General features: G+C 64.5%; 24 protein-coding genes and 1 pseudogene. 9 read left to right on the forward strand and 16 right to left on the reverse strand.

Annotated elements, in window-relative coordinates; genetic code table 11:
• Positions 1–50 precede the first annotated feature (50 nt).
• The gene (locus tag AC1VNY_RS15175; protein WP_038386775.1) at positions 51–449 is read left to right on the forward strand and encodes an MAPEG family protein; all 399 of its coding nucleotides are present in this window, start codon (positions 51–53) and stop codon (positions 447–449) included.
• Positions 450–499: 50 nt separating this feature from the next.
• Here the strand turns inward: AC1VNY_RS15175 and AC1VNY_RS15180 are convergent, their stop codons facing one another.
• The 6 genes and pseudogenes from AC1VNY_RS15180 to AC1VNY_RS15205 all read right to left on the reverse strand — a co-directional run bounded on the left by AC1VNY_RS15180 (position 500) and on the right by AC1VNY_RS15205 (position 5,800).
• Positions 500–1,090 carry a class I SAM-dependent methyltransferase gene (locus AC1VNY_RS15180; RefSeq protein WP_482405748.1) on the reverse strand — a complete coding sequence of 197 codons (591 nt, stop codon included), beginning with the start codon at positions 1,088–1,090 and terminating at the stop codon, positions 500–502.
• A 14-nt stretch (positions 1,091–1,104) separates the two neighbouring features.
• Positions 1,105–2,085, reverse strand: a complete 981-nt coding sequence (argC, locus tag AC1VNY_RS15185) for an N-acetyl-gamma-glutamyl-phosphate reductase (RefSeq protein WP_482405749.1) — start codon at positions 2,083–2,085, stop codon at positions 1,105–1,107.
• Between the two features lie 120 nt (positions 2,086–2,205).
• Positions 2,206–3,252 (reverse strand): N-acetyl-gamma-glutamyl-phosphate reductase, encoded by a 1,047-nt coding sequence (gene argC, locus AC1VNY_RS15190; RefSeq protein ID WP_482405750.1) that lies wholly within the window; start codon positions 3,250–3,252, stop codon positions 2,206–2,208.
• Positions 3,249–3,909: pseudogene (locus AC1VNY_RS15195) on the reverse strand (FMN-binding negative transcriptional regulator). Before AC1VNY_RS15195 ends, argC (AC1VNY_RS15190) begins: the two are co-directional and overlap by 4 nt.
• A 223-nt stretch (positions 3,910–4,132) precedes the next feature.
• Positions 4,133–5,122 carry an MBL fold metallo-hydrolase gene (locus AC1VNY_RS15200; RefSeq protein ID WP_482405751.1) on the reverse strand — a complete coding sequence of 330 codons (990 nt, stop codon included), beginning with the start codon at positions 5,120–5,122 and terminating at the stop codon, positions 4,133–4,135.
• 147 nt (positions 5,123–5,269) lie between these two features.
• Positions 5,270–5,800, reverse strand: coding sequence for a DedA family protein (locus AC1VNY_RS15205; protein ID WP_028332199.1), 531 nt, complete (start codon positions 5,798–5,800; stop codon positions 5,270–5,272).
• A gap of 187 nt (positions 5,801–5,987) precedes the next feature.
• Here AC1VNY_RS15205 and AC1VNY_RS15210 point away from each other — a divergent pair, with 187 nt between their 5' ends.
• The 4 genes from AC1VNY_RS15210 (at position 5,988) to AC1VNY_RS15225 (ending at position 10,527) form a co-directional block, all read left to right on the forward strand.
• Positions 5,988–6,356 carry a hypothetical protein gene (locus AC1VNY_RS15210; protein ID WP_482405752.1) on the forward strand — a complete coding sequence of 123 codons (369 nt, stop codon included), beginning with the start codon at positions 5,988–5,990 and terminating at the stop codon, positions 6,354–6,356.
• Between the two features lie 126 nt (positions 6,357–6,482).
• Positions 6,483–8,543, forward strand: coding sequence for a DNA topoisomerase IV subunit B (parE, locus tag AC1VNY_RS15215; RefSeq protein WP_028342134.1), 2,061 nt, complete (start codon positions 6,483–6,485; stop codon positions 8,541–8,543).
• A gap of 227 nt (positions 8,544–8,770) precedes the next feature.
• The gene (locus AC1VNY_RS15220; protein WP_482405753.1) at positions 8,771–9,562 is read left to right on the forward strand and encodes an outer membrane protein; all 792 of its coding nucleotides are present in this window, start codon (positions 8,771–8,773) and stop codon (positions 9,560–9,562) included.
• Positions 9,563–9,756: 194 nt separating this feature from the next.
• Positions 9,757–10,527 carry an SDR family NAD(P)-dependent oxidoreductase gene (locus tag AC1VNY_RS15225; protein WP_482405754.1) on the forward strand — a complete coding sequence of 257 codons (771 nt, stop codon included), beginning with the start codon at positions 9,757–9,759 and terminating at the stop codon, positions 10,525–10,527.
• 37 nt (positions 10,528–10,564) lie between these two features.
• Here AC1VNY_RS15225 and AC1VNY_RS15230 read toward each other — a convergent pair whose 3' ends face one another.
• Both AC1VNY_RS15230 and AC1VNY_RS15235 read right to left on the reverse strand, forming a co-directional pair.
• Positions 10,565–11,809 (reverse strand): FAD-dependent oxidoreductase, encoded by a 1,245-nt coding sequence (locus tag AC1VNY_RS15230; protein ID WP_482405755.1) that lies wholly within the window; start codon positions 11,807–11,809, stop codon positions 10,565–10,567.
• Between the two features lie 72 nt (positions 11,810–11,881).
• A complete protein-coding gene (locus tag AC1VNY_RS15235) occupies positions 11,882–13,378 on the reverse strand; it encodes a caspase family protein (protein WP_482405756.1) in 1,497 nt (498 codons plus the stop codon).
• A gap of 230 nt (positions 13,379–13,608) precedes the next feature.
• Between AC1VNY_RS15235 and AC1VNY_RS15240 the strand changes: the two genes are divergently transcribed.
• The 4 genes from AC1VNY_RS15240 (at position 13,609) to AC1VNY_RS15255 (ending at position 18,638) form a co-directional block, all read left to right on the forward strand.
• The gene (locus tag AC1VNY_RS15240; RefSeq protein ID WP_482405757.1) at positions 13,609–14,562 is read left to right on the forward strand and encodes a helix-turn-helix transcriptional regulator; all 954 of its coding nucleotides are present in this window, start codon (positions 13,609–13,611) and stop codon (positions 14,560–14,562) included.
• A gap of 252 nt (positions 14,563–14,814) precedes the next feature.
• Positions 14,815–15,507 carry a helix-turn-helix transcriptional regulator gene (locus AC1VNY_RS15245; protein ID WP_482405758.1) on the forward strand — a complete coding sequence of 231 codons (693 nt, stop codon included), beginning with the start codon at positions 14,815–14,817 and terminating at the stop codon, positions 15,505–15,507.
• Between the two features lie 253 nt (positions 15,508–15,760).
• Complete coding sequence (locus tag AC1VNY_RS15250) at positions 15,761–17,254, forward strand: DEAD/DEAH box helicase (protein WP_482405759.1); 1,494 nt, start codon at positions 15,761–15,763, stop codon at positions 17,252–17,254.
• 316 nt (positions 17,255–17,570) lie between these two features.
• Complete coding sequence (locus AC1VNY_RS15255) at positions 17,571–18,638, forward strand: GGDEF domain-containing protein (RefSeq protein ID WP_028342140.1); 1,068 nt, start codon at positions 17,571–17,573, stop codon at positions 18,636–18,638.
• A 121-nt stretch (positions 18,639–18,759) separates the two neighbouring features.
• Here AC1VNY_RS15255 and AC1VNY_RS15260 read toward each other — a convergent pair whose 3' ends face one another.
• The 8 genes from AC1VNY_RS15260 to AC1VNY_RS15295 all read right to left on the reverse strand — a co-directional run bounded on the left by AC1VNY_RS15260 (position 18,760) and on the right by AC1VNY_RS15295 (position 25,605).
• Positions 18,760–19,239, reverse strand: coding sequence for a TfoX/Sxy family protein (locus tag AC1VNY_RS15260; protein ID WP_482405760.1), 480 nt, complete (start codon positions 19,237–19,239; stop codon positions 18,760–18,762).
• Positions 19,240–19,412: 173 nt separating this feature from the next.
• Positions 19,413–19,802: a HesB/IscA family protein gene (locus AC1VNY_RS15265; RefSeq protein WP_482405800.1), complete on the reverse strand. Its 390-nt coding sequence runs from the start codon at positions 19,800–19,802 to the stop codon at positions 19,413–19,415.
• Between the two features lie 162 nt (positions 19,803–19,964).
• Positions 19,965–20,336 (reverse strand): SUF system Fe-S cluster assembly protein, encoded by a 372-nt coding sequence (locus tag AC1VNY_RS15270; protein ID WP_028342143.1) that lies wholly within the window; start codon positions 20,334–20,336, stop codon positions 19,965–19,967.
• A complete protein-coding gene (locus tag AC1VNY_RS15275; RefSeq protein WP_482405761.1) occupies positions 20,333–21,580 on the reverse strand; it encodes a cysteine desulfurase in 1,248 nt (415 codons plus the stop codon). The genes AC1VNY_RS15270 and AC1VNY_RS15275 overlap by 4 nt, the downstream gene beginning before the upstream one ends.
• Positions 21,577–22,899 (reverse strand): Fe-S cluster assembly protein SufD, encoded by a 1,323-nt coding sequence (gene sufD / locus AC1VNY_RS15280; protein ID WP_482405762.1) that lies wholly within the window; start codon positions 22,897–22,899, stop codon positions 21,577–21,579. Before sufD ends, AC1VNY_RS15275 begins: the two co-directional genes overlap by 4 nt.
• A gap of 17 nt (positions 22,900–22,916) precedes the next feature.
• A complete protein-coding gene (gene sufC, locus AC1VNY_RS15285; RefSeq protein ID WP_482405763.1) occupies positions 22,917–23,669 on the reverse strand; it encodes a Fe-S cluster assembly ATPase SufC in 753 nt (250 codons plus the stop codon).
• A 57-nt stretch (positions 23,670–23,726) separates the two neighbouring features.
• Positions 23,727–25,223 carry a Fe-S cluster assembly protein SufB gene (sufB, locus tag AC1VNY_RS15290; RefSeq protein ID WP_482405764.1) on the reverse strand — a complete coding sequence of 499 codons (1,497 nt, stop codon included), beginning with the start codon at positions 25,221–25,223 and terminating at the stop codon, positions 23,727–23,729.
• Positions 25,224–25,410: 187 nt separating this feature from the next.
• Positions 25,411–25,605, reverse strand: a complete 195-nt coding sequence (locus AC1VNY_RS15295; RefSeq protein WP_168855154.1) for a 4Fe-4S binding protein — start codon at positions 25,603–25,605, stop codon at positions 25,411–25,413.
• Between the last annotated feature and the right edge of the window lie 74 nt (positions 25,606–25,679).

Below are 25,679 nucleotides of genomic sequence, written 5' to 3' on the forward strand. Positions count from 1 at the left end.
AAACAGACGGTCCCGACGGTCGGGAATCGAATTCACGTGAGGGGGAGACGATGACGCGCGAACTGTTCTGGCTGTCGCTGACGGTGATCCTGACCGGGCTCTTGTGGATCCCCTACATCATCAACCGCTGCCAGGTGCGCGGCCTCTCCGGCGCCATGGGTAACCCCTCGCGCAACGACAAGCCGCACGCGGAATGGGCCAACCGGCTGATGTTCGCCCATGACAACGCGGTCGAGAACCTCGTGATCTTCGCGCCGCTGGTCCTGATCCTCAATGCGGCCGACTATTCCACCAAATGGACCGTGCTGGCCTGCGCCGTCTATTTCTGGGCCCGCGTCGCCCACCTGATCGTGTACACGCTCGGTCTGCCGGTGTTCCGCACCCTGGCTTTCACGGTCGGCTTCCTCGCCCAGGCGGTGCTGGCGCTCGCGATCTTCAAGATCGTCTGATCCAGATATTCCCGCCGGTTGCGGCGACAGCCGCGCCGGCGCGGCACCAACTACCCGCTCTTGCGCACCACGATATGCAGCATCGTCGCGGGCGCCTCGTCAAAGCTCTTGATCTCGCTGGTGTCGGACGAGACTTGCGTCCACGCCCCTGACGCGGCGTAGGTCGCGGCGAGCCAGTCGGCCGCGGGATAATTGTAGTAACGGCCGATGCTATCGCGGCCATCGCCATGGCCGATCTTGTAGCTCGCGTAGAAAACGCCACCGGGTTTCAGCGCCCGATGGATCCGGCCGATGATGCCGGTCAATTCGTCGCGCGGCACGTGCAGCAGGCAGGCGCTGGCCCAGACGCCGTCATAGGCTTCGCGGTCCTCGAGCTCATCGAACAGCATCGCCTCGACGGGGTGATTGATGCGGCGCGCCGCGACCTCGGCCATCTCGGGCGACCCGTCGGTCGCACGCAGCACGAAGCCTTCGGCGAGCATGACCGCGGCATGATTGCCCGCGCCGCAGCCGAGTTCGAGGATCGCGCCGCCCGGCGGCAGCAGCTTCAGAAAGCCGATCAGCCGGGTGGACGGCGCTTTCGCCCACCCGGCATAGGCCTCGGCATTGCGCCGATAGAATTGCAGCGTGGCGTCGTCCACGATCCGCTTCGCCGTCAGCTGTCGGCCAGCCCGAGCATCAGCCGCATGTTCTGGACCGCGGCACCCGAGGCGCCCTTGCCCAGATTGTCGAGCCGCGCGACCAGCACCGCCTGACGGTGCTTGTCGCTGGCGAACACGTAGAGCTCGAGCTGGTTGGTCTCGTTGAGCGCTTCCGGCTCGAGCCGCCCGCCCTTGGCGGCTTCGTTCTGCAGCGGCATCACCGAGACATATTTGCTGCCGGCGTACCATTTCGCCAGAACCGCCTGCAGATCGGCACCATCAGGCTTGCCCGGCAGTGCGTCGAGCTGCAGCGGCACCGAGACCAGCATGCCCTGCCGGTAGTTGCCGACCGACGGGATGAAGATCGGCCGCCGCGTCAGATGCGAGTAAAGCTGCATCTCCGGGACATGCTTGTGCTCGAAGCCGAGGCCGTAAAGCTCGAAGGCCGGCGCGGAGCCGTCCTCGAAGCTGGCGATCATCGACTTGCCGCCGCCCGAATAGCCGCTCACCGCGTTGACGGTGACGGGATAATCCGCCGGTAGCAGGCCGGCGTCGACGATCGGCCGCAGCAGCGCGATCGCGCCGGTCGGATAGCAACCCGGATTGGAGACCTTCTTCGCGTTACGGATCTTGTCGGCCTGGTCGGGCGCGAGCTCGGGGAAACCATAGGCCCAGTCGGGCGCAACGCGATAGGCCGTCGAGGCGTCGAGCACTTTCGGCGCGGCATTGCCCATCGTGTCGATCAGCGCCACGGTCTCCTTGGCAGCCTCGTCAGGCAGGCAGAGGATCACGAGATCCACCTCCTCCATCAGCGCGCGCTTGGCACCGGCGTCCTTCCGCTTGTCCTCGGCGATGTGCTTCACCGCGACGTCGCCGATCGAGAGCAGCCGCTCCTGGATACCGAGGCCGGTCGTGCCGGACGCGCCATCGACGAACACGGTGGCCTTGGTCGCACCGCTCTTGGTTTTCGGTTGGTTGGTGTCGGTGAGGGTCATGGCACGTTCCTTTCGAGCTCGTTCGTTTCGTTTAACACATCTGGCCGCGCCTGCGCCGCCAACGGGGATGGGCAGTTATCCCTAGATTGAGCGCCCCTCGCCAGCGACAACAACCCCCGCTCATGGAAACAGCGCGATCTGCTCCAGTCCGGTGGTTTCGGGCAAGCCGAACATCAGGTTCATGTTCTGGATCGCCTGTCCGGCCGAACCCTTCACAAGATTATCGAGCGTCGAGAGCACGATGGCGCGGTTCTTGATCCGGTCGGCGACGACGCCGATCTGAACATAATTCGAACCACGCACGTTCTGCGTCTGTGGCAGCACATCCTTCTTCGTCACATATACGAACGGCTCGTTGGCGTAGGCCCTTTCCAGCTCGGCGCGCAAATCGTCCGGCGTAGCCCCGTTGAGCTTGACATAGGATGTGCAGAACTCACCCCGCGCCATCGGAATGAGATGCGGGGTGAAGTTCACCGTCACAGCCGAGCCAGCGGCCGCGCCAATCTCCTGCTCAATCTCCGCCGAGTGTCGATGGCTTCCGATCGAATAGGGCGACAACCCTTCGCCGGCCTCGCTGAACAGCGTGTTCTGCTTCAGTCCGCGTCCGGCGCCGGTGACGCCCGACTTTGCGTCGATGATGATGTCGTCGACGTCAATCAGCTTTGCCTTCGCCAGCGGAACAAGCGCCAGCAGCACCGCCGTCGGATAGCAGCCGGGACAGGCTACCAGCCGCGCGGCCGTGACCTCCTCCCGGTAGAGTTCGGTCAGCCCATAGACCGCCTCGTCCTGCAATTCGAGCGCCCGGTGCTCATGGCCGTACCATTGCGCATAGCTGTCCTTGTTGCGCAGCCGGAAATCCGCGGACATATCGAGGATCTTGATTCCGGGATTGGCTTTGAGCACCGCGGCGATGATCTCTTGCGTCGTCCCGTGCGGCAGTCCGCAGAACACGGCATCGAGCCGCGTCCAGTCGACCTTTTCCCATTCCACGAGTTTTGGCAGGTCGAGCATGAAGAAGTGAGGAAACACCTCGCTCATCGTCTTGCCGGCATGGGTGTTAGCGGTAAGCGCGGTGATTTCGGCATTCGGGTGCCGCGCCAACAGGCGCACCGCGTCGGCGCCGGTGTAGCCGGACGCGCCCAAAATTCCGATTTTCTTCTTCGTCATTGCTCGCTCCTCGGAAGCGTAGTCATCTCGGTCTTTATCATCGCGAAAGCCTGCGGGCGCACCTCGCGCATCAAGGCCGCGATGTCCCGGGCACCGGCTTCGGCCTGCAAAGCGAGCGTGTTGCCGACCGCGGCGAAATCGGTTTCAGACTTGTGCTGGTTCAGCTTGAAGCTGCCCTCCACCTCTTCCACCATCATCTCGAGGCCCACGATGGCCTTCTTCATGGTTTCCAGCCTCGCGGCGGTCATCTTGCCCGACACCCACGGCTTTTTCGGCAGCAGCCGGTCCTCGAACTTGGCGCTCAGTGCGTCGATCTGAACGGCAAGCTCGTCATCCGACAACGTCCGCACCGGCCCGGTCAGATGCACAAGTCGGCACCTGATCGGGTGACACGTACCAGTCCGGCGAAACATAGGCGTCGGCGCCGGTAACGGCCAGCAGCCAGGACGTGCCACCCGCCAGCTTTACCAGCGGATTGTGACGGGCAACATGAAACAGCGCCTGCGGTGTGCCGTCGGCGGCATAGGTCAGATAGAACGGGAGCGCGGAGGCGATCGGCTTGCCGCCATCCCACGCGCAGGCGATGCCGAAACCGCGCGCTTCCGCGAAGGCAAGGCTCGCGGCGCGGTCAGGCTTGAAGGGCGGTGGCGTATACATGGTCAAAGCTCCTGCATGACGAAGGAGCCGCCAGATCGAACCGCGTGTCTTTTTCAGGAGAGCGCCGCAGGATCAGGTCCGGCGGCAGAGGCGATGGTCTTAAACGCGAGCGACCGCCCATACCGCGATAATGCGGCGGCGGCGGCGGGCAATGATGATGGTCGCGGCGTTGATCATGGGCGCGGCTATAAGGCCGCGCCCCCTTGACGTCAAGAAAAACCGTTCAGATCGCCGGATTCCACGGTGCCGGCACGACGCGATAGCCGCTGCCGTCCTTCACCACATGGCCGAGGCCCGGGAACGGATAGTGGAAGCCCTGCACCTGGAGGCGTTCGGCAACCACCATGTCGTAGATGCGGCGGCGGGTCTTCTCCGCCACGTCGCCGTCCTGGTCGAAGAACGCATGCCAGCCGGGGTTGGTCGCGAACAGGTTCGGATTGTTGGTGACGTCGGACTGGATGAAGACCTTGTCCGAGCCGGAGGCCAGCACGTAGGAGGTATGACCCGGCGTGTGGCCGACGGTCTCAACCGAGGTCAGGCCCGGCGCGATCTCCTTGCCCCACTCGTAGGGCGTGACCTTCTTCTTCAGGCCGGCCTCGAAGATATTGCGGTTGTTCTTGAACAGGCCCTGCATGCGGCCGGCCGGCGCCCGGCTCATCTCGCCGTCGTCCATCCAGAACTTCCACTCGGTCGCCGGCACCAGCACCTCGGCATTCGGGAATGCCGGCGTGCCTTCGGCGGTCAAGAGGCCGTTCACGTGGTCGCCGTGGAAGTGCGAGATCACGACCATGTCGACATTCTTGGGATCGAAGCCGGCGGCGACGAAATTGTCGGCGAACAGGCCATTGGCGCCCTTCGTGCTGGCCTTCGCCAGCGCGCCATTGCCGGTGTCGATCACCACCAGCTTGCCGCCGGTGTTGAGCACCAGCGGTGCGAACCAGATCGTCATCATGTCGCGCGGCATGAACGCCTTCTCCAGCGCCGCGTTGACGTCGTCCCGCTTCGCATTGGGGATGAACGAATCTTCCAGCTTGAAGACGTTCTTGCCGTCGGACACCACGGTGACGAGGATGTCGCCGACCTTGTAGCGATAGAAGCTCGGTGCCTGCTTGTCGGCCGCGGGCGCTGCGGCACCCGCAGGAACGGCTGATAGCAACGGTGAAGCGGCGATGCCGGCAGCGCCGGTGAGAGCATGACGTCGTGTCAATTCCATGTGGTGTCCTCCCAGTGAAGCTGCGCCCGATGAATTCGCGCCTGGTGGGCGCGGTTGTATCAGCGTTTCGATGCTCGCGCGATGACGACGGCGCGAGCGGTTGTCCTCCCGCCTAACCCCTGCAGGTTGGTCTTATTCCAGACCTTGCTACACCACCCGCCACACCCACTCGATGGCATGCGCAATGACGTCGCCGAACAACAGCAGCGCCGCCGACCAGACCAGCGCGGAAACGAAATTGGCGATCTGGAATTGCCAGTACGACATCTCGAAAATGCCGGCCGCAAGCGGCACCGAGGCGCGCAGTGGGCCGAAGAAGCGGCCGATGAAGATGCTGGGCACGCCCCAGCTCTTCACGAAGGCCTCGCCGCGCGGCAGGATCTCCGGGTAGCGCGACAGCGGCCACATCTGCGCGACCTGCTCCTTGTAGCGATAGCCGAACCAGTAGGAGACCCAGTCGCCGAGTGCAGCGCCGACGCCGCCCGCGATCCAGATCGGCCAGAAGCTGATCCCGCTGACGCCGATCAGGGCGCCGATCGCGACCAGCGCGCCCCAGGCCGGAACCAGCAATGAAATGAAGGCGAGCGATTCAGCGAACGCCAGCAGCATGACGATCGGAGCGGCCCAGGCCTGGTGATGGCGCACGAATTCGGCCAGGGCCCGCGCAAGGTCTTCCATCTCGTCGTGTGCCTTCCCGCTCCGTTGAACCTCGAATGAACCTTTCTAGCGGCACGCAGCCTAAGAACAGGTAAGCCAGCCGATTGCGTGACATCAAGTCACAAAGGCGGGGATCGAACGTGATTTCCCGTAAGGCCCCGCCGCCGGGCTGGCTGGCATCTCCCTCACAAGAAAAAGGAAATACTGGATGATCGGGTCACTGATGATGTGCGTGAGCGTTCTCGTCCTGCTGTTCGGAATGCTCGCGGGCATCGCCATGGGAATCCAGCACGACTTCACGTTGGGACCGGCGCATGCGCATCTCAATCTGGTCGGCGGCGTGCTGCTGTTCCTGTTCGGCCTCTACTACCGGCTGGCGCCGGAAGCGGGCAGCATGCTGCTCGCCAGGATCCAGGGGTGGCTGCATATCGTCGGCGGAATCCTGTTTCCGGCCGGAGTGTCCGTGGTCCTCCTCAAGGGCCCTTCGTTCGAGGCCGCGCCGATTGTCGGGTCACTGCTGGTGGTCGCCGCCATGGCCCTGTTCACGGTCGTTGTGTTCCGTACCTCGAAGGCGTAATCGCGGTCTCCTATCTATGGGGATGGCCGGGCTCCAGGGCGCGGCCGTCCCCATTGGCAGCCCATCCGTGGCATAGTCAGAGCAACCGATTCGCCGCGCCGTGACCGGCGCGCCACTTGAAGAACCATGGCCAAATCATTGAAATCGAACGCCAAAAGCAAATCTGCCGACGATCTGTTCGAAGCCCCGGAGCCGAAGGGCCGCGCCCCGGCGAAGGCTGCTTCGCGATCCGCTGGAGGCGCGGAAGCCGGCTATACGGCGGCTGACATCGAGGTGCTGGAGGGGCTGGAACCGGTCCGCCGGCGCCCCGGCATGTATATCGGCGGCACCGACGAGAAGGCCCTGCACCACCTGTTCGCCGAGGTGATCGACAACTGCATGGATGAGGCGCTCGCGGGCCACGCCACCTTCATCGACGTGGAGCTGACCGCCGACGGCTTCCTGACCGTGACCGACAATGGCCGCGGCATTCCGGTCGACCCACATCCGAAATTCCCGAAGAAGTCGGCGCTCGAAGTCATCATGTGCACGCTGCATTCGGGCGGCAAGTTCGACTCCAAGGTCTACGAGACCTCGGGCGGTCTGCACGGCGTCGGCGTCTCCGTGGTCAACGCCCTCTCCTCGCGACTCGAGGTCGAGGTTGCGCGCAGCGGGCAATTGCACCGCATGACCTTCGAGCGCGGCCATCCCAAGGGCAAGCTCGAAGACCTCGGCAAGGTCAACAACCGCCGCGGCACGCGCATTCGCTTCAAGCCGGACACCGACATCTTCGGCGCCAAGGCGGCGTTCAAGCCGCAACGCCTGTTCAAGATGACGCGCTCGAAGGCCTACCTGTTCGGCGGCGTCGAGATTCGCTGGCACTGCGACCAGGAACTGTTGAAGGGCGTCGAAGACGTCCCGGCGGAAGCCAAATTCCACTTCCCCGGCGGGCTGAAGGATTATCTGGCCGCTGCGATCCACGCCGACACCCTGGTGCATCAGGATATCTTCTCCGGCAAATCCGGCCGCAGCGGCGCGCATGGCGCCTGCGAATGGGCCGTGGCCTGGACGGCCGATGCCGACGGCTTCCTGTCGTCCTACACCAACACGGTGCCGACACCCGACGGCGGTACGCATGAATCCGGCCTGCGCAGCGCTTTGCTGCGCGGCCTCAAGGACCACGCCGAACGCGCGGGCCAGGGCAAGCGTGCGGCCTCCATCACCTCGGAAGACGTGATGGTGGGCGCGGCCGTCATGCTCTCGGTGTTCGTGCGCGAGCCTGAATTCCAGGGCCAAACGAAAGACCGCCTCGCCACTGCCGAAGCGCAGCGCATCGTCGAACAGGCGATGAAGGACCCGTTCGACCACTGGCTGTCAGGCAATCCCAACCAGGCCAACCGGCTGCTCGATTTCGTGATTGATCGCGCCGAGGAGCGGCTGCGCCGCCGCCAGGAAAAGGAAACCGCGCGCAAGACCGCCGGCAAGAAACTGCGTCTGCCCGGCAAGCTCGCCGATTGCTCCGATGCCGGTACCGAAGGTTCTGAGCTCTTCATCGTTGAAGGTGACTCGGCCGGCGGCAGCGCCAAGCAGGCGCGCGACCGCAAGACGCAGGCCGTGCTGCCGCTGCGCGGCAAGATCCTCAACGTCGCCTCTGCCGGCAAGGACAAGCTGACCGCCAACGCGCAGCTCTCCGACCTCGTGCAGGCGATCGGTTGCGGCACGCTCGCGCATTACCGCGAAGAGGATCTGCGCTACCAGCGCATCATCATCATGACCGACGCCGACGTCGACGGCGCGCATATCGCATCGCTCCTGATCACCTTCTTCTACCGGCAGATGCCGCGGCTGATCGACGAGGGCCACCTCTATCTGGCGGTTCCGCCGCTCTACAAGCTGAAGCACGGCACCAAGTCGATCTACGCCCGCGACGACGCGCACAAGGATGAGCTGCTGAAGAGCGAATTCAATGCCAATGCCAAGGTCGAGGTGAATCGCTTCAAAGGCCTCGGCGAGATGATGCCGGCGCAGCTGAAGGAAACCACGATGGATCCGGCCAAGCGCACGCTGCTGCGCGTGGTGCTGCTGGCCGACGATCGCGAGGGCACCGCCGACTCGGTCGAACGGCTGATGGGAACCAAGGCCGAAGCGCGCTTTGCCTTCATCTCCGACAAGGCCGAATTCGCCAGCGACGATCTGCTCGACGTCTAGATCCACCCCATTGATCTGAAATGAGTTTCCGGCCGCTTCCAGATTGGGGGCGGCCGTTGCCATTTGCCTGTTCGGAGAGCCCCAGCGGCTTCGTTTTCGGCCGGTTGTGTCCCACCAGCAACAGCATTTCCGGTGGAACCACGTATAGTCCGACCATGAGTTTCGGGAATCGGTGCCAGCGCACTCCCCTGAGCGACCTGATCGAACGCTAAGTCGAGGATTTGGATATGAAGAAGATTTTGCTCGCTCTGACCGCGGTTGCTGCGATGACGGCCTCGGCGTCGGCTGCCGACCTGGCCGCCCGCCCCTACACCAAGGCTCCTGCCCCGCTCCCGGTCGCTCCGAGCTGGACCGGCTTCTACATCTTCGGCGGTGGCGGTGGCGGCGTCTGGGACGCTGACACCGGCGTTCAGTCGACCGTCACGGGCGCGCCGATCCTCGGCTTCAACCAGCGCCAGGGCGGCGATGGCTGGTACGGCACCGTCGGCGCCGGTTACGACTGGCAGACCGCCAACAGCTGGGTCATCGGCGTGTTCGCCGACGGTCAGTTCGGCAGCCTGAAAGGCACGATCCAGGATCAGGGTCCGTTCGTCGCCGGCAACATCAAGAACGACTACAGCTGGGCCGCTGGTGCGCGCCTCGGCTACCTGATCGCGCCGAACGTCCTGTCCTACGTCAACGCCGGTTACTCCAGCTCGCACTGGAAGGGCACCACGCTGTTCAACACCGCGACCGCGCTTCCCTCGGGTCTGCACACCAACGACTTCGATCGCGGCGGCTGGTTCGTCGGCGGCGGCGTCGAGAACAACCTGAACATCTTCGGCATCACCGCGCCGGGCTGGTTCATGAAGACCGAATATCGCGCCGCTTACTACGACAACAAGAACATCTCCGAGCTGGTCGACGGCACCAACATCTCGAACGGCCGCGACATCACCTTCAAGCCGCTTGTCCAGACCATCAGCACCTCGCTGGTCTACCGCTTCAACTGGACCGGTCCGGTTGTCGCCAAGTACTGAGCTGCGTACTGATCCCTGCTGAGATAGCAGACCAAAAGCCCCGGCATTGTCCGGGGCTTTTTTGTTGCCCGAACAGCTTCGCGAACAGGCCTGCGCGCCCGCCGGCGCAGGGCGGACCGGCTGTGGCCGATCTGGTCAGCGCCGTGATGATCGGGCACTCTCGCGCCCGGTTCAAACCTCAGCGGACAACAACAATGAAAAACGGACAGTTTGATCTCTCGGGCCGGGTCGCCATCGTCACCGGCGGCAATGGCGGCATCGGGCTTGGCATGGCGCGCGGCCTGGCGGACGCCGGCGCGGCGGTTGCCGTGGTCGGCCGCAACGAGGCGAAGTCGAAGGCCGCCGTCGAGGATCTCGGCAAGCGCGGCGCCAAGGCGATCGCGGTGACAACCGACGTGACCGACAGGGCCGCCGTCGCCGCAATGGTCGAACGGGTCGTTCGTGAGCTCGGTCGGATCGACATCCTCGTCAACAACGCCGGCATGAGCATCCGCAAGCCTCCGCACGAGCTCGAGCTCGAGGAATGGAGCAAGGTGATCGACACCAACCTCACCAGCGCATTCCTGTGCTCGAAGGCGGCCTATCCGGCGCTCAAGGCGTCGGGCCACGGCAAGATCATCAATATCGGCTCGATGATGTCGATATTCGGTGCGAGCTTCGCCGCCGCCTATGCCGCGAGCAAGGGCGGCATCGTGCAGTACACCCGCGCCTGCGCCAATGCCTGGGCTCCCGACAACGTCCAGGTCAACGCCATCCTGCCCGGCTGGATCGATACCGACCTGACCAAGGGCGCGCGCCAGCAGGTGGCCGGGCTGCACGAGCGTGTGCTTGCGCGCACGCCGGCGGCACGCTGGGGCGCGATCGACGACTTCGCCGGCATCGCCGTGTTCCTGGCCTCGCCGGCGTCGGACTTCGTCACCGGCACCGCGATCCCCGTCGACGGCGGCTATTCGGTGATGGCCTGAAAAAGACGAGCTCTCTTCCGGTCGCGCGACGCGCGTTTCAGCCCGCGGCCGGCGAATGCACGTGCTCCGGCCGCACCCCGATGGCGACCAGACGCGCGGTGAGACCCTGCAGCCAGGGCATTGCCGTGATCAACCGCAGCGGCAACGGCACCGGCTGATCGCCGGCCTTCAGCGCCGCGCTGATGATGTTGTTCTGCGCAATCACCTGCATGCGCTGCGTCACGCGCACCGGGAGTTCGCGGCGCCGCCGCACCGCATCGAGTTCGTCTTCCGACGGCACGCCGTGAACGAGCTTCGCCGCCAGGATGTTGGCGGTCGCGACGGCGTCCTGCACCGCGAGGTTGACGCCGACGCCGCCGATCGGCGACATCGCATGCGCGGCGTCGCCGATGCAGAGCAGGCCGGGACGGGTCCAGCGCGTCAGGCGATTGATCGCGACCGTGAGCAGCTTGACGTCGTCAAAGCTCTTCACGTCGGCAATGCCGGCCTTGAGGATCGGCGCCAGCCGCAGCACGTCGTCGAGCAGCGCCGGCAATCCCCTCGCCTTCACGGCCTCATATTGGCCCTTGGCGATCACATAGGCGCATTGCCAGTAGTCGCCGCGATCGAACGTCACCATCATCTTGCCGTGCTCGACGCGCGCGAACAGATTCTCGGTTTCATCCGGACGCCGCCCGACGCGAAACCACAAGACGTCCATCGGCGCGCCGATCTCCTCGACGTCGAGCCCGGCGCGCTCGCGCACGATCGAATGACGTCCGTCGCAGCCGATGGTGAGATCCGCTTCGATCTCAACCGGGCCATCGGGCGTGTTTGCAAGCACGCCCGCGACAGCGTCGCCGCGCCGGATCAGATCGGTCGCCTCGGCCTTCATCAGCACCTTCAGCGAAGGGAAGCGCCTGCCGCTCTCGCGCAGGAAATTGAGGAAGTCCCACTGCGGCATCATCGCGATGAAGGGGTATTTGACGCTGAGGCGGCGGAGGTCGGCGATCCGCACCGAGGTGCCGCCGAACATGCCGTCGAGCGTCTGAATGTCCTGATGCGGCAGCTTCAGGAAGCCGTCGATCAGGCCGAGTTCGTCCATCACCTGCAGGGTCGACGGATGCACGGTGTCGCCGCGGAAATCGCGGAAGAAGTCGGCGTGCTTCTCCAGCACCACGACATCGACCCCGGCACGTCCGAGCAGATAGCCAAGCATCATGCCGGCCGGCCCGCCGCCGACCACGCAGCAGCGGACCCTGATCTGACGCGTGTTCGGCCCTGCCGGATTGCCTGCGTCCATGATGCTGTCCTCACCGCTGCCTCGCCCTTCAGGACCCGATTGTAACGCGGATCGGGCGGCAAGGATGCAAGGCTAACGCCTGAAGGTCTTGATTTCCGACACGCTGCCGTCGCGATAGGTCAGCTCGACCGAGACCGCCTTGGTCTGCGGCGCAAGCTTCAGATAGGGCTGCGCGTCGGACGGGATCGCGCTGGGATCGCGCGAATTGCAGGATGGCATCTTCAGGACCTTGTCCGGCACCGCGGTGTCGATGCCGATGCGCACCTCGCGGATCGCGCAGCGATACGACATCAGGTGCGTATAGTAGACCAGCAGCCCGTTGAACTCGCGGAATGACAGCCAGCTGGTCGCGGTCATGTCGAGGATCTTGCGCTGGTCGCGGATCAGCGCGGCGTCGGGATCGAACTTGATCGGGAACGGCCCCTGCATCACGCCTTGGGTATCGACATAGCGTATCTCGATCGTGGCGGCCGGCGCATCGGCCGGCAGCTCGACCGACGGATTGGGCATCCGCTTGCGCGTGCGCGGATCGAGCGTGTCGATGAAGCCGGTTTCGCGGAAATCGCCGCTATCGCCGATCCGCCAGGAAATCCCGAGCGTCGGATCGGCGATCGAGAACACCACGGTCCAGCCGCCATTGTGCCGCGAGAAGCTCGCGATCGGCGCGTTGATCGAATCCTCCTTCGGCAGCTTCGGCACCGCGACCGGCGGCAGCGCGGCCACCTGCTGCGGCGGCGCGGACGGCTTGGCCGCCTCGGCCTGCCCCTTGGCGATCCCGTTCAGGAAGACGTCGTCGACCATCTGGTCGAAATAGACCGGGATCTGCTTGTGCTTCACGGTCTCGGCCATCTCGCTGACCAGGCGCCGCGTGCGCTGCGCGACCTGCACGAGATTCTCGCCGGGCTGCAGCAACTCCTTGGCGAAGGTCCGCGTGAACACCGAATTGGGATTGGCGTCGTCGTTCGAAAGACGATCGAGCGCGGTCTGGCGCGGCCCCGCCGAGAACACCGAGAACACGCCCTCCGGCAGCTGCGTCATTGGCGCGAGGCCACCGCCGCCGGCGACCGCGCGTGTGCCGGCGCGCTCGAACGGATTGTTGCGGCAGGCGTCGAACACCAGGATCGAGGTCCGCGCCTTCTTGTTCTGCAAACGCTCGACGATGCGGTCGGCGAGAACGGAGGCGTCGCGCACCAATTCCTCCTGCCCTTCGGTGGCGGCCGGGACGTCGGTCGGCAGCAGGAAATTCTGGCCGGCGATCTCGAAGCCGTGGCCGGCATAGAAGAAGAACGCGGTGTCGCCGGGTTCCACGGCGCGGTCGAACGCGAGCAGCGTCTCGGAGAACGCCTGCCGGTTGAGGTTCTCGGCCACCATGACGCTGAAGCCGAGCTGCTTCAGCGTATCGCCCATGGCGCGGGCGTCGTTGACCGCCTTCTGCAGCCTGGGCACGTTCCTGTAGTCATTGTTGCCGATCACGAGCGCGACGCGCTTTTCGGCCTGGGCGGGCGCGGCCAATGCGACAAATGCAACTGCCCAAAGGATCGCCGAAACTCTCGAAAGCCAACTCTTCATCCCGTTTTCCCGCCTGCACCACAAGTACGCCGCCCATACGACCGCCGCCTAATAGTCGGAGCAGCCGTTTGGCCGGTTCAAGGCCGACCGCGGGCGGCCGTTCCGGCCGGCCACGCCAGGCCGAAATGAGGGGTCCGATTTGTCTTAGGTCAAGTTTCTTTTTACGGCCCGCGTGATAGATTCGTGCTTTCATCCGGCTCGAGCTCTCCGCACGTCGCAACGGCTTTTCCGTGCACACATGGTCTACTGATCAAGTCGATCCCAAGGATCGCTTCGACTATTGGCGCGAGGTCCGCGCCAAGGGGCTGTTCGGCGTCACCGCCGAGCTGGAAGCCGACCGGCGCCGCGACTTCTTCGGCGAATTCTCGCTGCGCAAGCTCGGCGATGCCGGGCTGGTCGAGTTGCGCGCCTCGCCGTACCGCGTCGAGCGGCGCACGGGCGACATCGCCGACGCGGCCAGCGACAGCCTGTGCATCTACCAGCAGCTCGGCGGCGGCGGCTGGTTCGGCGGCGCGCGGCTCGATGAATTCGCCGTTCGCGACGGCATGTTCGCGACCAGCTATTCGGACCTGCCCTATCGCACTGTCCCGCTGCACGATGACGGCTTCCACCTGCGCATCATCAAGGTCCCGGTGACGAACATCGTCCCGCCGGGCGCCGAGCTCGGCGAACTCGTCCCCAGGCCCATGCAGGATGAGACCGCGCTGCGGACCCTGCTGGAATCATGCTTCCGTGACCTCATCGAAGGCGGCGATGCTGCGGCGGCGGGCACGGCTCCAATGGTGCAGGCGCTTGCCCATATCGCGCTGATCGAGCGCGGCATCATGCGGCCGAAGAGCCGGCTCGCGCAGCAGGCCTTGCGAACCGCCCATTTGTCGCTGGCCCGCCGCCTGATCCGGCGCCATCTGGCGCGTGCGGCGCTGTCGCCAACCCTGATTGCTGGCCTGCTCGGCATCTCGGTCCGTCACCTGCACATCCTGTTCGAGGAGACCGAGATGAGCTTCTCGGAGACCGTCACCACGCTCCGGCTCGAACAAAGCCGCCGCCTGCTCCGCGAGCAGCCGAGGCAAACGATCGCCGAGGTCGCCTTTGCCTGCGGCTTCGAGAGCCTTGCGACCTTCTACCGCCTGTTCAATGCATCCGAGTCCATGACGCCGGGCGACTACCGCGCGCAAACGGCCTGAGCGCCCGTCCGGACTGGCCGGGACACCGCGCTCGCAATTTGCCGAAGCTTGGCCGCGCCCCCTTCACCGTCTTGAACTTCACACCGCCGCGCGATCCGACCTTCGCTGAACCGAAGTGATCAGCCTGCGCGCATTGAGAAGATATTTTCCGGCCATTTCGCCAGAACCACTGCGGCGCTTCGTCCGGGTTCGGCACCGCAAATTTCCTTACCGGCGACGCGCGCTCTCATGCAGAGCGAGGGATCAGTCACGATGCGCGGTAAGCACGGGGATCACAGCCAGGAAACGCCAGCTACAGGCGCGACGCGCATTCCTCTCGATGCCGCGGACCTGCGGGCGGATCAAATCCCGGCATCTGGGCCTGGCCGTCAGGGATCACCGGCGACCGGTAATCGCGGCTGGGCGCCGCTGCTCGAAGCCTGCCTCGCCGACTTCAAGGAAGCGACAGAGGCCGGTGGTACCGCGCGCATTCCTGCGCTGGTCAAGATCGTGGCGGACCTTGCGCTGATCGAGCGCGGCGCGATCAGGCCGGGCAGCCGCCGCGCGCAGCAGGCGCTGCGCGTCGGCCGGCTCAGCCTCGCGCGCCGCCTGATCACGCGTCACCTGGCAAAGCCGGCGCTGTCGCCAAGCATGGTCGCCGAGATGCTCGGCGTCTCGGTGCGCTACCTGCACGTTTTGTTCGAAGCGACCGGGACGAGCTTTTCGCAGACCGTCACCGCCCAGCGCCTGCGCGAGAGCCGAAGGCTGCTTTGCCAGAAGCCGCCGCGGCCGATCGCCGACATCGCCCTCACCTGCGGGTTCGGCAGCCTTGCCACCTTCTACCGGATATTCGGCGCATCCGAAGGCCTGACGCCCGGCGAATTCAGGATGAAAAACAGCGTGGAAGCCCCCGCGGCGGCTTCGCCGTCCGGGGCGAGGGTCGTGATTCATTTGACCGCCAAATGACGAAAAAGACGCTTATTTCAGTCAAAACGTTAAGCTTTTTGGGCTATCCGGCCGGTTCCAAGATTGACTTTACCGGTTTCGCCCCTATGTTGCGAGGCAACGCGGCCCTCGGATCGAAACGCGATTCGTCAGGTTTGCCGTCCGTCAGCGTTAGTCAGAGCCCCCGAGCTTTATAGAAAAGCGAGCCGTTTCGGGGCCGAACGCGACAGCCTTTTACCTTCGATTCCGAACGGCGGTTTCGACCAGAGGCTCAATGTCTTTTTCCAATCTAGGCCTGTCCGATAAGGTCCTCGCCGCAGTTGCGGCCACCGGTTACACCACCCCCACTCCCATCCAGGAACAGGCAATCCCGCACGTCCTCGCCCGGCGCGACGTCCTCGGCATTGCCCAGACCGGCACCGGCAAGACCGCTGCCTTCGTTCTCCCGATGCTCACTCTGCTCGAGAAGGGCCGCGCGCGGGCACGGATGCCCCGCACCCTGATCCTCGAGCCGACCCGCGAGCTTGCCGCGCAGGTCAAGGAGCAGTTCGACAAATACGGCGCCGGTCAGAAATTGAACGTGGCGCTGCTGATCGGCGGCGTCTCGTTCGGCGACCAGGACTCCAAGCTGATGCGTGGCGTCGACGTCCTGATCGCAACGCCCGGCCGCCTGCTCGACCACACCGAACGCGGCGGATTGCTGCTCACCGGCGTCGAGCTGCTGGTGATCGACGAAGCCGACCGCATGCTCGACATGGGTTTCATTCCCGACATCGAACGCATCTGCAAGCTCGTCCCCTTCACGCGGCAAACCCTGTTCTTCACCGCGACGATGCCCCCGGAGATCAGCCGCATCACCGAGGCCTTCCTGCACAATCCGGCCCGGATCGAAGTTTCCAAACCCGCGACCACCGCCGTCACCGTCACGCAATTGCAGGTCCCGGCCGGCCGCGAAGCGCATGACAAGCGCGAGATCCTCCGCCGCCTGCTGCGCGACGCCAAGGATCTCAACAACGCGATTATCTTCTGCAATCGCAAGCGCGAAGTCGCCGTCCTTCACAAATCACTCCAGAAGCACGGCTTCAGTGTCGGCGCCCTGCACGGTGATATGGATCAATCCGCCCGCACCGCGGCCCTCGATCAATTCCGCAAGGGCGAGATTCCGCTGCTCGTCGCCTCCGACGTCGCCGCCCGCGGTCTCGACATTCCCGCGGTGAGCCACGTCTTCAATTTCGACGTCCCGCACCACCCGGACGATTACGTCCACCGCATTGGCCGTACCGGCCGCGCCGGACGCACCGGCACCGCGATCTCCATCGTCACCTCGCTCGATAGCAAATCGATGACTGCGATCGAGAAGCTGATCGGCCAGCCGATCCCGCGCGCCGAGGGCGACTACACCGTTCACAGCGAGGGCTCCGACGAGGACGCCGCGCCGCGCCGCTCGCGCAGCCGCGAAGGTTCGCGCGACGGCGCCCGTGGCGGCCGCAAGCCGCGACGTGAACGCGAGCCGCGTGACGGTGAGCGCGAGCCGCGTCACGGTGAACGCGAAGCGCGTCGCGAGCGGCAGCCCCGCGAAGAGCGCGCAGCGAAGCCGGAGCGTGAACCGCGCCACGGCCGCAATTCGGCTCCGCAGGCCGCTCCGTCGCACGTACCGTCGATCGGGCGTGCCGAGCCACGGCGGCCGCAGCGCGAGGTGGACCACGAGCCCGCCGATCATTCGCACCTGCCCGCCTTCCTGCTGCGACCTGTGCGCGCACGCGCGTAAGGCCTGCTCCGACGCCGCCGCGCCAGCGGCGGTAGTCCAGCCAATCTCTGTTGCCGCCCGCGACCGGTGCACACGTCGATTCCCGGCGTTTGATGCAAATGCGCGCAGTTTTCGCATCGCAATGCGGGCAAACGAAGAGCGTCCGAAAGTGCCGCTCAAGACGGACAAGCATCGGGCGCGCCGCATGGTCGTCGCAGCCGGCTTCCCCGTAGTTCCACTATTTACCTTGCCTTCACTCTCGTCCCGTACCCTCGCCCCAATAGTTTAGTCATTGCTGCCGGGCTTAATCGGCATTGCGTGCATTGAGGGCGTGACAGTGGTCAAGCTGCTGGACGAACACGAACGTACGTTGGCCTTTGCCGAAGTCGCACTTGGCCAGATCCGCTCGCTTCGCCAGACCGCCGTCCCCCGCAACTACGAAATCTGGTACGTCTACGCGACCGGATACAACGCGCCGCTCAACAAGGTCATCAACGAGACGCTGGCGCGCAGCGGCAAGCTCTCTGAATCCGATCTCGAGCAGATCTACGAGACCTATCTTTCGCACATCAAGACCTCGGACCGTATCGACAAGGTCGGCGCGCGCGTCATCGGCGAGATCGACGCCGTCATGAAGCTGATCACCGACGCGCTCGGCGTGTCCGCAACCTATGACGCCAGCCTCGTCGGCGCCAGCGACAAGCTCGCGAGCGCGACCACCCGCGATCACATCAAGGCAATCGTCGATAGCCTGGCAAAATCGACACGCGAGATGCGCGAGACCAATCAGGCATTGGAGAACCGGCTCGCGCTGTCGAAGTCGGAGATCAGCGACCTGCAACACAGCCTCGAGGCGATCCGCGCCGAGAGCCTGACCGATCCGCTCACCGGCCTCGGCAACCGGAAATATTTCGACCGCTCGATCGACATGGCGGTGCAGGCCGCGCTCGCCAGCGGCGAGCCGCTGTCGCTCCTGATGTTCGACATCGACCACTTCAAGTCGTTCAACGACTCCTACGGCCATCTCACCGGCGACCAGGTGCTGCGGCTGGTGGCGCAGTCGCTGAAGCAGAACATCAAGGGCCAGGACATCACCGCCCGCTATGGCGGCGAGGAATTCGCCGTGGTGCTGCCCAACACGGCGCTGCGGCAGGCGCTGACGGTCGCCGACCACATCCGCCGCGCCGTGATGGCCAAGGAGCTGAAGAAGAAGTCGACTGGCGAGATCCTCGGCCGTGTCACGATCTCGGTCGGCGTCTCCATGCTAAAGCCGTCCGACGATACCGACTCGCTGATCGAGCGCGCCGACGCTTGCCTCTATGCCGCCAAGCGCGCCGGCCGCAACCGTGTGATCTGCGAGGCCGATCCCGAATACAGCACCGAGATCCAGACCCGCGTGGCGTGATCTGCTCGCTCAACTGCCTCCACCGTCATTGCGAGCGAAGCGAAGCAATTCACCGCAACCGCATATGCGGAATCATGGGTTGCTTCGCTTCGCTCCCAATGACGTGGATGGATTGGCTGCCTCACGATGAGGAGCGCTTCCTTGCCGATCGCTTCTTCTTCGCCGACGGCCTCTTCGCAACCGCCTTTCTCGCAGCCGCTTTCTTGCCAGCCTTCCTTGCAGTAGCCTTCTTCGCGGGCGCCTTCGCCGTCCGCGCGGCCGCTCGTTTCCTCGGCCGCTTGCGCAGCGCGGCGCGCTGGGCGGCGCCGAGCGCCGACCGTGCCCAGACCGCGAGTTCTTCCGAATCATCGAACAGCCGTGCCGGCAGCTGCCAGTAGGAGTTCACCGTCACCGTCTTGGAACGCGTCTGATACTGGAACGGCCCGCAGCCTTCCGCCTCGAATTGCGGAATGGTCTCCTCGTCGGCACGGAAGTAGAGCCCAGCCCGCAGGGCCAGCGCGAAATTGGTGCCGTCAGCCGAGATGCCGTAGCCGGAGAACATCCGGCGCAGCGTCACCGGGCCGAAATCGGCGAACAGGTCGGTGAGGAATTCGCGGTCCATGTGCCCACCGTCGCGTCCCGGCCGAGTGCGCAATTGCGCACGAGGGGCCGCGACCCATACGCCGCAGCCTCTCGACAAGGCAGTATGGACGACGATCGGATCAACAATCAATGCTGGTGGTTATTGCGTCCCGGCCCCCGCGCGCAATTGCGCACTTGGCCGGGACGATGCTGTCAGACCGTGGCCGGCTTGAGCTGCACCGATTCGCCGCAACCGCACGCGGAGATCTGGTTCGGGTTGTTGAACACGAACTGGGCCTGCATCTTGTCGGCCACATAGTCCATCTCGGTGCCGAGCAGGAACAGCACGGCCTTCGGATCGACCAGGATCTTCACGCCCTTGTCCTCGACCACTTCGTCGGTCGGGCGGATCTCGTGGGCGTATTCGACGGTATAGGACTGTCCGGCGCACCCGCCGTTCTTGATGCCGACGCGCAGCCCGACGATCTCCGAGTCGGCGCGCTTGGTCAGCTCGCTGATCCGCTCCGCGGCGGCATCGGTCAGTTTCATGACCTGCGGGCGGGGCCGCTTCGGCTTGGCTGGGGTTGGTGAAGCTTGCGTCATGTCACTCATGTGGTCAGTCCCAGCGGCAAATCAATTGCCGTTCTTCTTGAGCCTAAGTCCAATCCGTAAAGGTTCTGACTTGATCAGAACCTTTACCTCTTGTTCTGACGCGTTTTCTTCACGCGAACCGGCATCCACTTCGCTCGAAAACGCTGTGACGAATCACCACATATTGAGGACGAGGCGCGCCTCGTCCGACATCCGGTCCGGCGTCCAGGCCGGATCCCAGACCAGATTGACGTTGACGACGCCGACACCGGGAACGCTGGCAACCGCGTTCTCCACCATCTGCGGCAATTCGCCGGCGGCCGGGCAATTCGGCGTGGTCAGGGTCATCAGGATATCGACCGAGCGATCATCCTTGAGATCGACCTTGTAGATCAGGCCGAGCTCGTAGATGTCGGCCGGGATTTCCGGATCGAACACCGTCTTCAGCGCCGCGACGATCTCGCCGCTCATGCGCTCGGTCTCCTCCGCCGGCAGCGCCGAGGTGGTTTCCATGGTGGCCGTCTTGACTTCGGCTGTATCGGTCATGCGAACAATTCCCGCGCCTTGATCAGCGCCTGCGCCAGATGGTCGACTTCTTCCCTGGTATTATACATCCCGAAGGATGCACGGCAGGTGGCCGTGACGTTGAACCGCTCTAAAAGCGGCATCACGCAATGCGTGCCGGCGCGCACCGCAATGCCCTGGCGGTCGATCACGGTCGCGACATCGTGAGGATGCGCGCCCTTCATTTCGAACGAGATCACCGGTCCCTTGTTGCGGGCGGTTCCGATCACGCGCAGCGAGTTGATCTCGCGCAGGCGATCCTGCGCATAGGTCAGCAGTTCATGCTCATGCGCGGCGATGCGCTCCTTGCCGATCGAATTGACGTAGTCGATCGCAGCGCCGAGCCCGATCGCCTCGACGATCGGCGGCGTGCCGGCCTCGAACTTGTGCGGCGGATCGCCATAGGTGACCCAGTCCTTGGCCACCTCACGGATCATCTCGCCGCCGCCGTTGAACGGCCGCATCGCCACCAGATGCTCGTGCTTGGCATAGAGCGCGCCGATGCCGGTCGGTCCGTACACCTTGTGTCCGGTGAAGGCGTAAAAATCGCAATCGAGGTCCTGGACATCGATCGGCAGGTGCACCGCGCCTTGCGCGCCGTCGACCAGCACCGGGATGCCGCGGGCGTGCGCCAGCCGGATCACGTCCTTGACCGGAACCAGCGTGCCGAGCGCATTCGACATCTGGGTGATCGCGACGATCTTGGTGCGCGGGGTCAGGAGCTTCTCGAACTCCTCGATCAGGAAGTTGCCCTCGTCGTCGACCGGCGCCCACTTGATCACGGCACCATGGCGTTCCCTGAGGAAGTGCCACGGCACGATGTTGGAGTGGTGCTCCATGATCGAAAGGACGATCTCGTCGCCCTCCTTGATGTTTTCCCCGCCCCAGGACGACGCCACCAGATTGATCGCCTCGGTGACGTTGCGGGTGAAGACGATCTCTTCGCTGCGGCGGGCGTTGATGAACTTCGCCACCTTGCCGCGGGCGCCTTCATAGGCCTCGGTCGCGGCATTGGCGAGGTAATGCAGGCCGCGATGCACGTTGGCGTATTCGCTCTTGTAGGCCTCGGTCATGCGGTCGAGCACCGCATTCGGCTTCTGCGCCGAGGCCGCGTTGTCGAGATAGACCAGCGGCTTGCCGTAGATCTGCATGGCGAGCGCCGGGAAATCCTGCCGCACCAGTGCGACGTCGTAACTACCGTTGGCGACCGCCTTGTGCATGCTCACGCCCTCGCCTGAAGCCAGCGCTGCGCGGTGGCAATTGCGACCTCGCGCAACGCGTCGCTGGCGATGGTCTCGATCGCCTCGCCGACGAAGGCCTGGATCAGGAGCGCCTGCGCTTCCTTCTCGGGCAGTCCGCGGGCGCGCATGTAGAACAGCAGGCTCTCGTCGAGCGCGCCGGTGGTCGCGCCGTGACCGCAGGTGACGTCGTCGGCGAAGATCTCGAGCTCGGGCTTGTTGTCGGCTTCCGCGTCGTCGGACAGCAGCAGCGCACGGGTCATCATCTTGGCGTCGGTCTTCTGCGCGTCCGGACGGACGATGATGCGGCCCTGGAATACGGAATGGGCACGGTCGTCGACGACGGCACGGAAGATCTCGCGGCTCGCGCAGTGCGGCACCGCGTGGTCCATGAACAGCGTGGTGTCGGCGTGCTGCGTGCCGTTGATCAGATTGACGCCGTTGGTCTCGACCGTCGAGCCCTCGCCGGCGCAGGTGATCGTCAGCTGATAGCGGCTAACATGACCGCCTGAGGTCAGGCCGAAGGTGTTGAAATGAGCATGCGCGCCGAGCGACACCGTCGCCGAGGAAATATTGAAGGCATCGACGCTGTCTTCGACCAGGCGCACGTGATCGAGCCGTGCGTTGTCACCGATCGCAACAACCAGTCCGTCATGGGTCTGGTAGGCCTTGGCGCCGTCGGCGGCGAGATAACTCTCCACCAGCGTCACGCTGGTATCGCGGCCGAGCCGGAGCAGTGACCGCGTGAACGTCGAGGCCGGCGCGGTGCCGGATGCGACATGCACGATGTGCAGCGGTTGGGTCAGCACCGTGCCGTTGGCGACGTCGATGACGACCCCGTCGGTCGCCATCGCACCGTTCAGCGCGATCATGGGGTTGGCGACATCGGACGCGAGAGCCTGCGTCGCGACGATCTCGTCGCCGGCTTCCAGCGCGAGGCGCAGCGGATTGATCGAGAGCCCTTTCTCCAGATCCTGCCAATCGGAAAGATCAGGCGCGAACGCGCCGTCGACCAGCACCAGGCGCCGGACGCCATCGATCGCGCGGGCCTCTACGACGGCCCTGGCACGGCCCAGCGCGGCATCATCCGGGGACGCCGCGAGCGGCAGCACTTCGCGCATCAGCGCGCGCAGGTCGGTGTATTTCCAGTCCTCGATCCGACGATGCGGCAGGCCTGATCGTTCATAAGCCTCGAAGGCCTGGCGCCGCTGATCGGCGATCTTGCCCTCGCCCGGCAGACGGTCGCGTACCACGGCGAATGCATCGCCCAGCGCGCGCCCGGTCTCGGTCTTCGCAACAACGTTCATCACAAAACCCGCGTTTGTCAGGCAGCGTCTTCGAACTGCGTGTAACCGGACTCTTCCAGCTCCAGCGCCAGTTCCTTGCCGCCGCTCTTCACCACCCGGCCCTTCGACATCACGTGCACGAAGTCGGGCACGATGTAGTTGAGCAGCCGCTGATAGTGGGTGATCACGACCATCGCGCGCTCAGGCGAGCGCAGCGCGTTGACGCCGTCGGCCGCGATCCGCAGCGCATCGATGTCGAGGCCGGAATCCATTTCGTCGAGGATGCAGACGGCCGGCTCGAACAGCGCCATCTGCAGGATCTCGTTGCGCTTCTTTTCGCCGCCGGAAAAGCCGACATTGACGCCGCGCTTCAGCATGTCCTGTGGAATGTTCAGCGACTTGGCGACCTCGCGGACCCTCTTGAGGAAGGCCGGCGACGAGATCTCGTCCTCACCGCGCGCCTTGCGCTGGGCGTTGAGCGCCGCGTGCAGGAAATTCCAGGTGGTGACGCCGGGGATCTCGACCGGATACTGGAACGCCAGGAACACGCCCTTGGCGGCGCGCTCGTTGGGCTCCATCTCCAGGAGGTCCTCGCCCCTGAACAGGATCTGCCCGCCGGTGACTTCATAGCCCGGCTTGCCGGCGATGACGTGGGAGAGCGTCGACTTGCCGGAGCCGTTCGGCCCCATGATCGCGTGCACCTCGCCCGGGTTCACCGTGAGCGACAGCCCGTGGAGGATCTCACGCTCCTCGACACGAACCTGCAGATCTTTCACTTCAAGCAGAGACATCTGATTTTTCCTGAGCATCACCCCGAGGCGCGTCGGCCGCGCCGTTAGCGGGATGGATTAGCCAACCGAACCTTCAAGGCTGATCGAGATCAGCTTCTGCGCTTCCACCGCGAACTCCATCGGCAGTTGCTGCAGTACGTCCTTCACGAAACCGTTGACGACGAGGCCGACGGCTTCTTCCTGCGAGAGCCCGCGCTGGATGCAGTAGAACAGCACGTCCTCGGAAATCTTCGACGTCGTCGCTTCATGCTCGAACGTCGCCGAGGAATTCTTGGCCTCGACATAGGGCACGGTGTGCGCGCCGCATTTGTCGCCGATCAGAAGCGAGTCGCAGGCGGTGTAGTTGCGCGCGCCGGTGGCCTTGCGATGGGCGCTGACGAGACCGCGATAGGTGTTCTGCGACTTGCCGGCGGCGATGCCCTTGGAGATGATCCGGCTCGACGTGTTCTTGCCGAGATGGATCATCTTGGTGCCGCTATCGACCTGCTGGAAACCGTTCGAGATCGCGATCGAGTAGAACTCGCCGCTCGAATTGTCGCCGCGCAGGATGCAGCTCGGATATTTCCAGGTGATCGCCGAACCGGTCTCGACCTGGGTCCAGGAGATCTTCGAATTGCGACCACGGCAGTCGCCACGCTTGGTGACGAAATTGTAGATGCCGCCCTTGCCTTCCGAATTGCCCGGGTACCAGTTCTGCACCGTCGAATACTTGATCTCGGCATCGTCGAGCGTGACGAGCTCGACCACGGCGGCGTGCAGCTGGTTCTCGTCGCGCTGCGGCGCGGTGCAGCCCTCGAGATAGGAGACGTAGGAGCCCTTGTCGGCGATGATCAGCGTGCGCTCGAACTGGCCGGTGTTGCGCTCGTTGATGCGGAAATAGGTCGACAGCTCCATCGGGCAGCGCACGCCCGGCGGCACGTAGACGAACGAGCCGTCGGAGAACACAGCCGAATTCAATGTCGCGAAGTAATTGTCCGAAGTCGGCACCACGGTGCCGAGATATTTCTGCACCAGCTCGGGATGCTCGCGGATCGCCTCCGAGATCGGCATGAAGATCACGCCGGCCGCCTTCAGCTCCTTCTGGAAGGTGGTCGCGACCGAGACCGAGTCGAACACGGCGTCGACCGCGATCTTGCGGTTCGGCGTCTGCTCGCCGCCGGGCGGCGGCTCGACGCCCTCGAGGATCGCGACCTCGCGCAAGGGGATGCCGAGCTTCTCGTAGGTCTTGAGGATTTCCGGATCGATCTCGTCGATCGAGGACAGCGTCTTCTTCGGCTTCGGCGCCGCGTAGTAGTAGATGTCCTGGTAGTCGATCTTCGGATAGTCGACGCGCGCCCAGGTCGGCTCGGTCATGGTCAGCCAGCGGCGATACGCCTCCAGGCGCCATTCCAGCATCCAGGCCGGTTCATTCTTCTTTGCGGAGATGAAGCGGACGGTGTCTTCCGACAGCCCCTTCGGGGCCTTGTCGGACTCGATCAGCGTCTCAAACCCATATCGATACTGGTCGACGTCGATGCGCCGGACGCGCTCGACCGTCTCTGGCACAGCTACCATTGTCTACTCCGCTCCCACACGGAAAACTCCAGCCGACGATGATTGCCCCGCGCGCCCCTCCAAGCTGATCGCGCAAGTCATGGCCAACGCGGGATCAGCGCGTGAGAGAATCAGGCCCCCGACCCAGACAACTGTCGCTAGAGTCTTCATCCTGCTTTGTGCCGGAGTCCCCCTCATGGGCTACCCCCTATGCCGGCACGCAGGTGTCGGGCACTGGGCAAACGACAGCGCATTGCGGCGCGTCAAAATGACCCTCACATTGAGTGCACTGGGCCGGATTGATCACATATATATCGTTCTTCAGGCTGATCGCCGCGTTGGGACATTCGAATTCACACGCGCCACAGACGGTGCACTGGGACGCGATTATCTTGTAGGCCATTACTGCGATTCCATAAGCAAAGTGCGGACCGCTTCTTGCTTTCAAGTCTTATGCCAAAGAGCCTGGGCTTGATT

This window comes from Bradyrhizobium ferriligni (assembly GCF_056837965.1).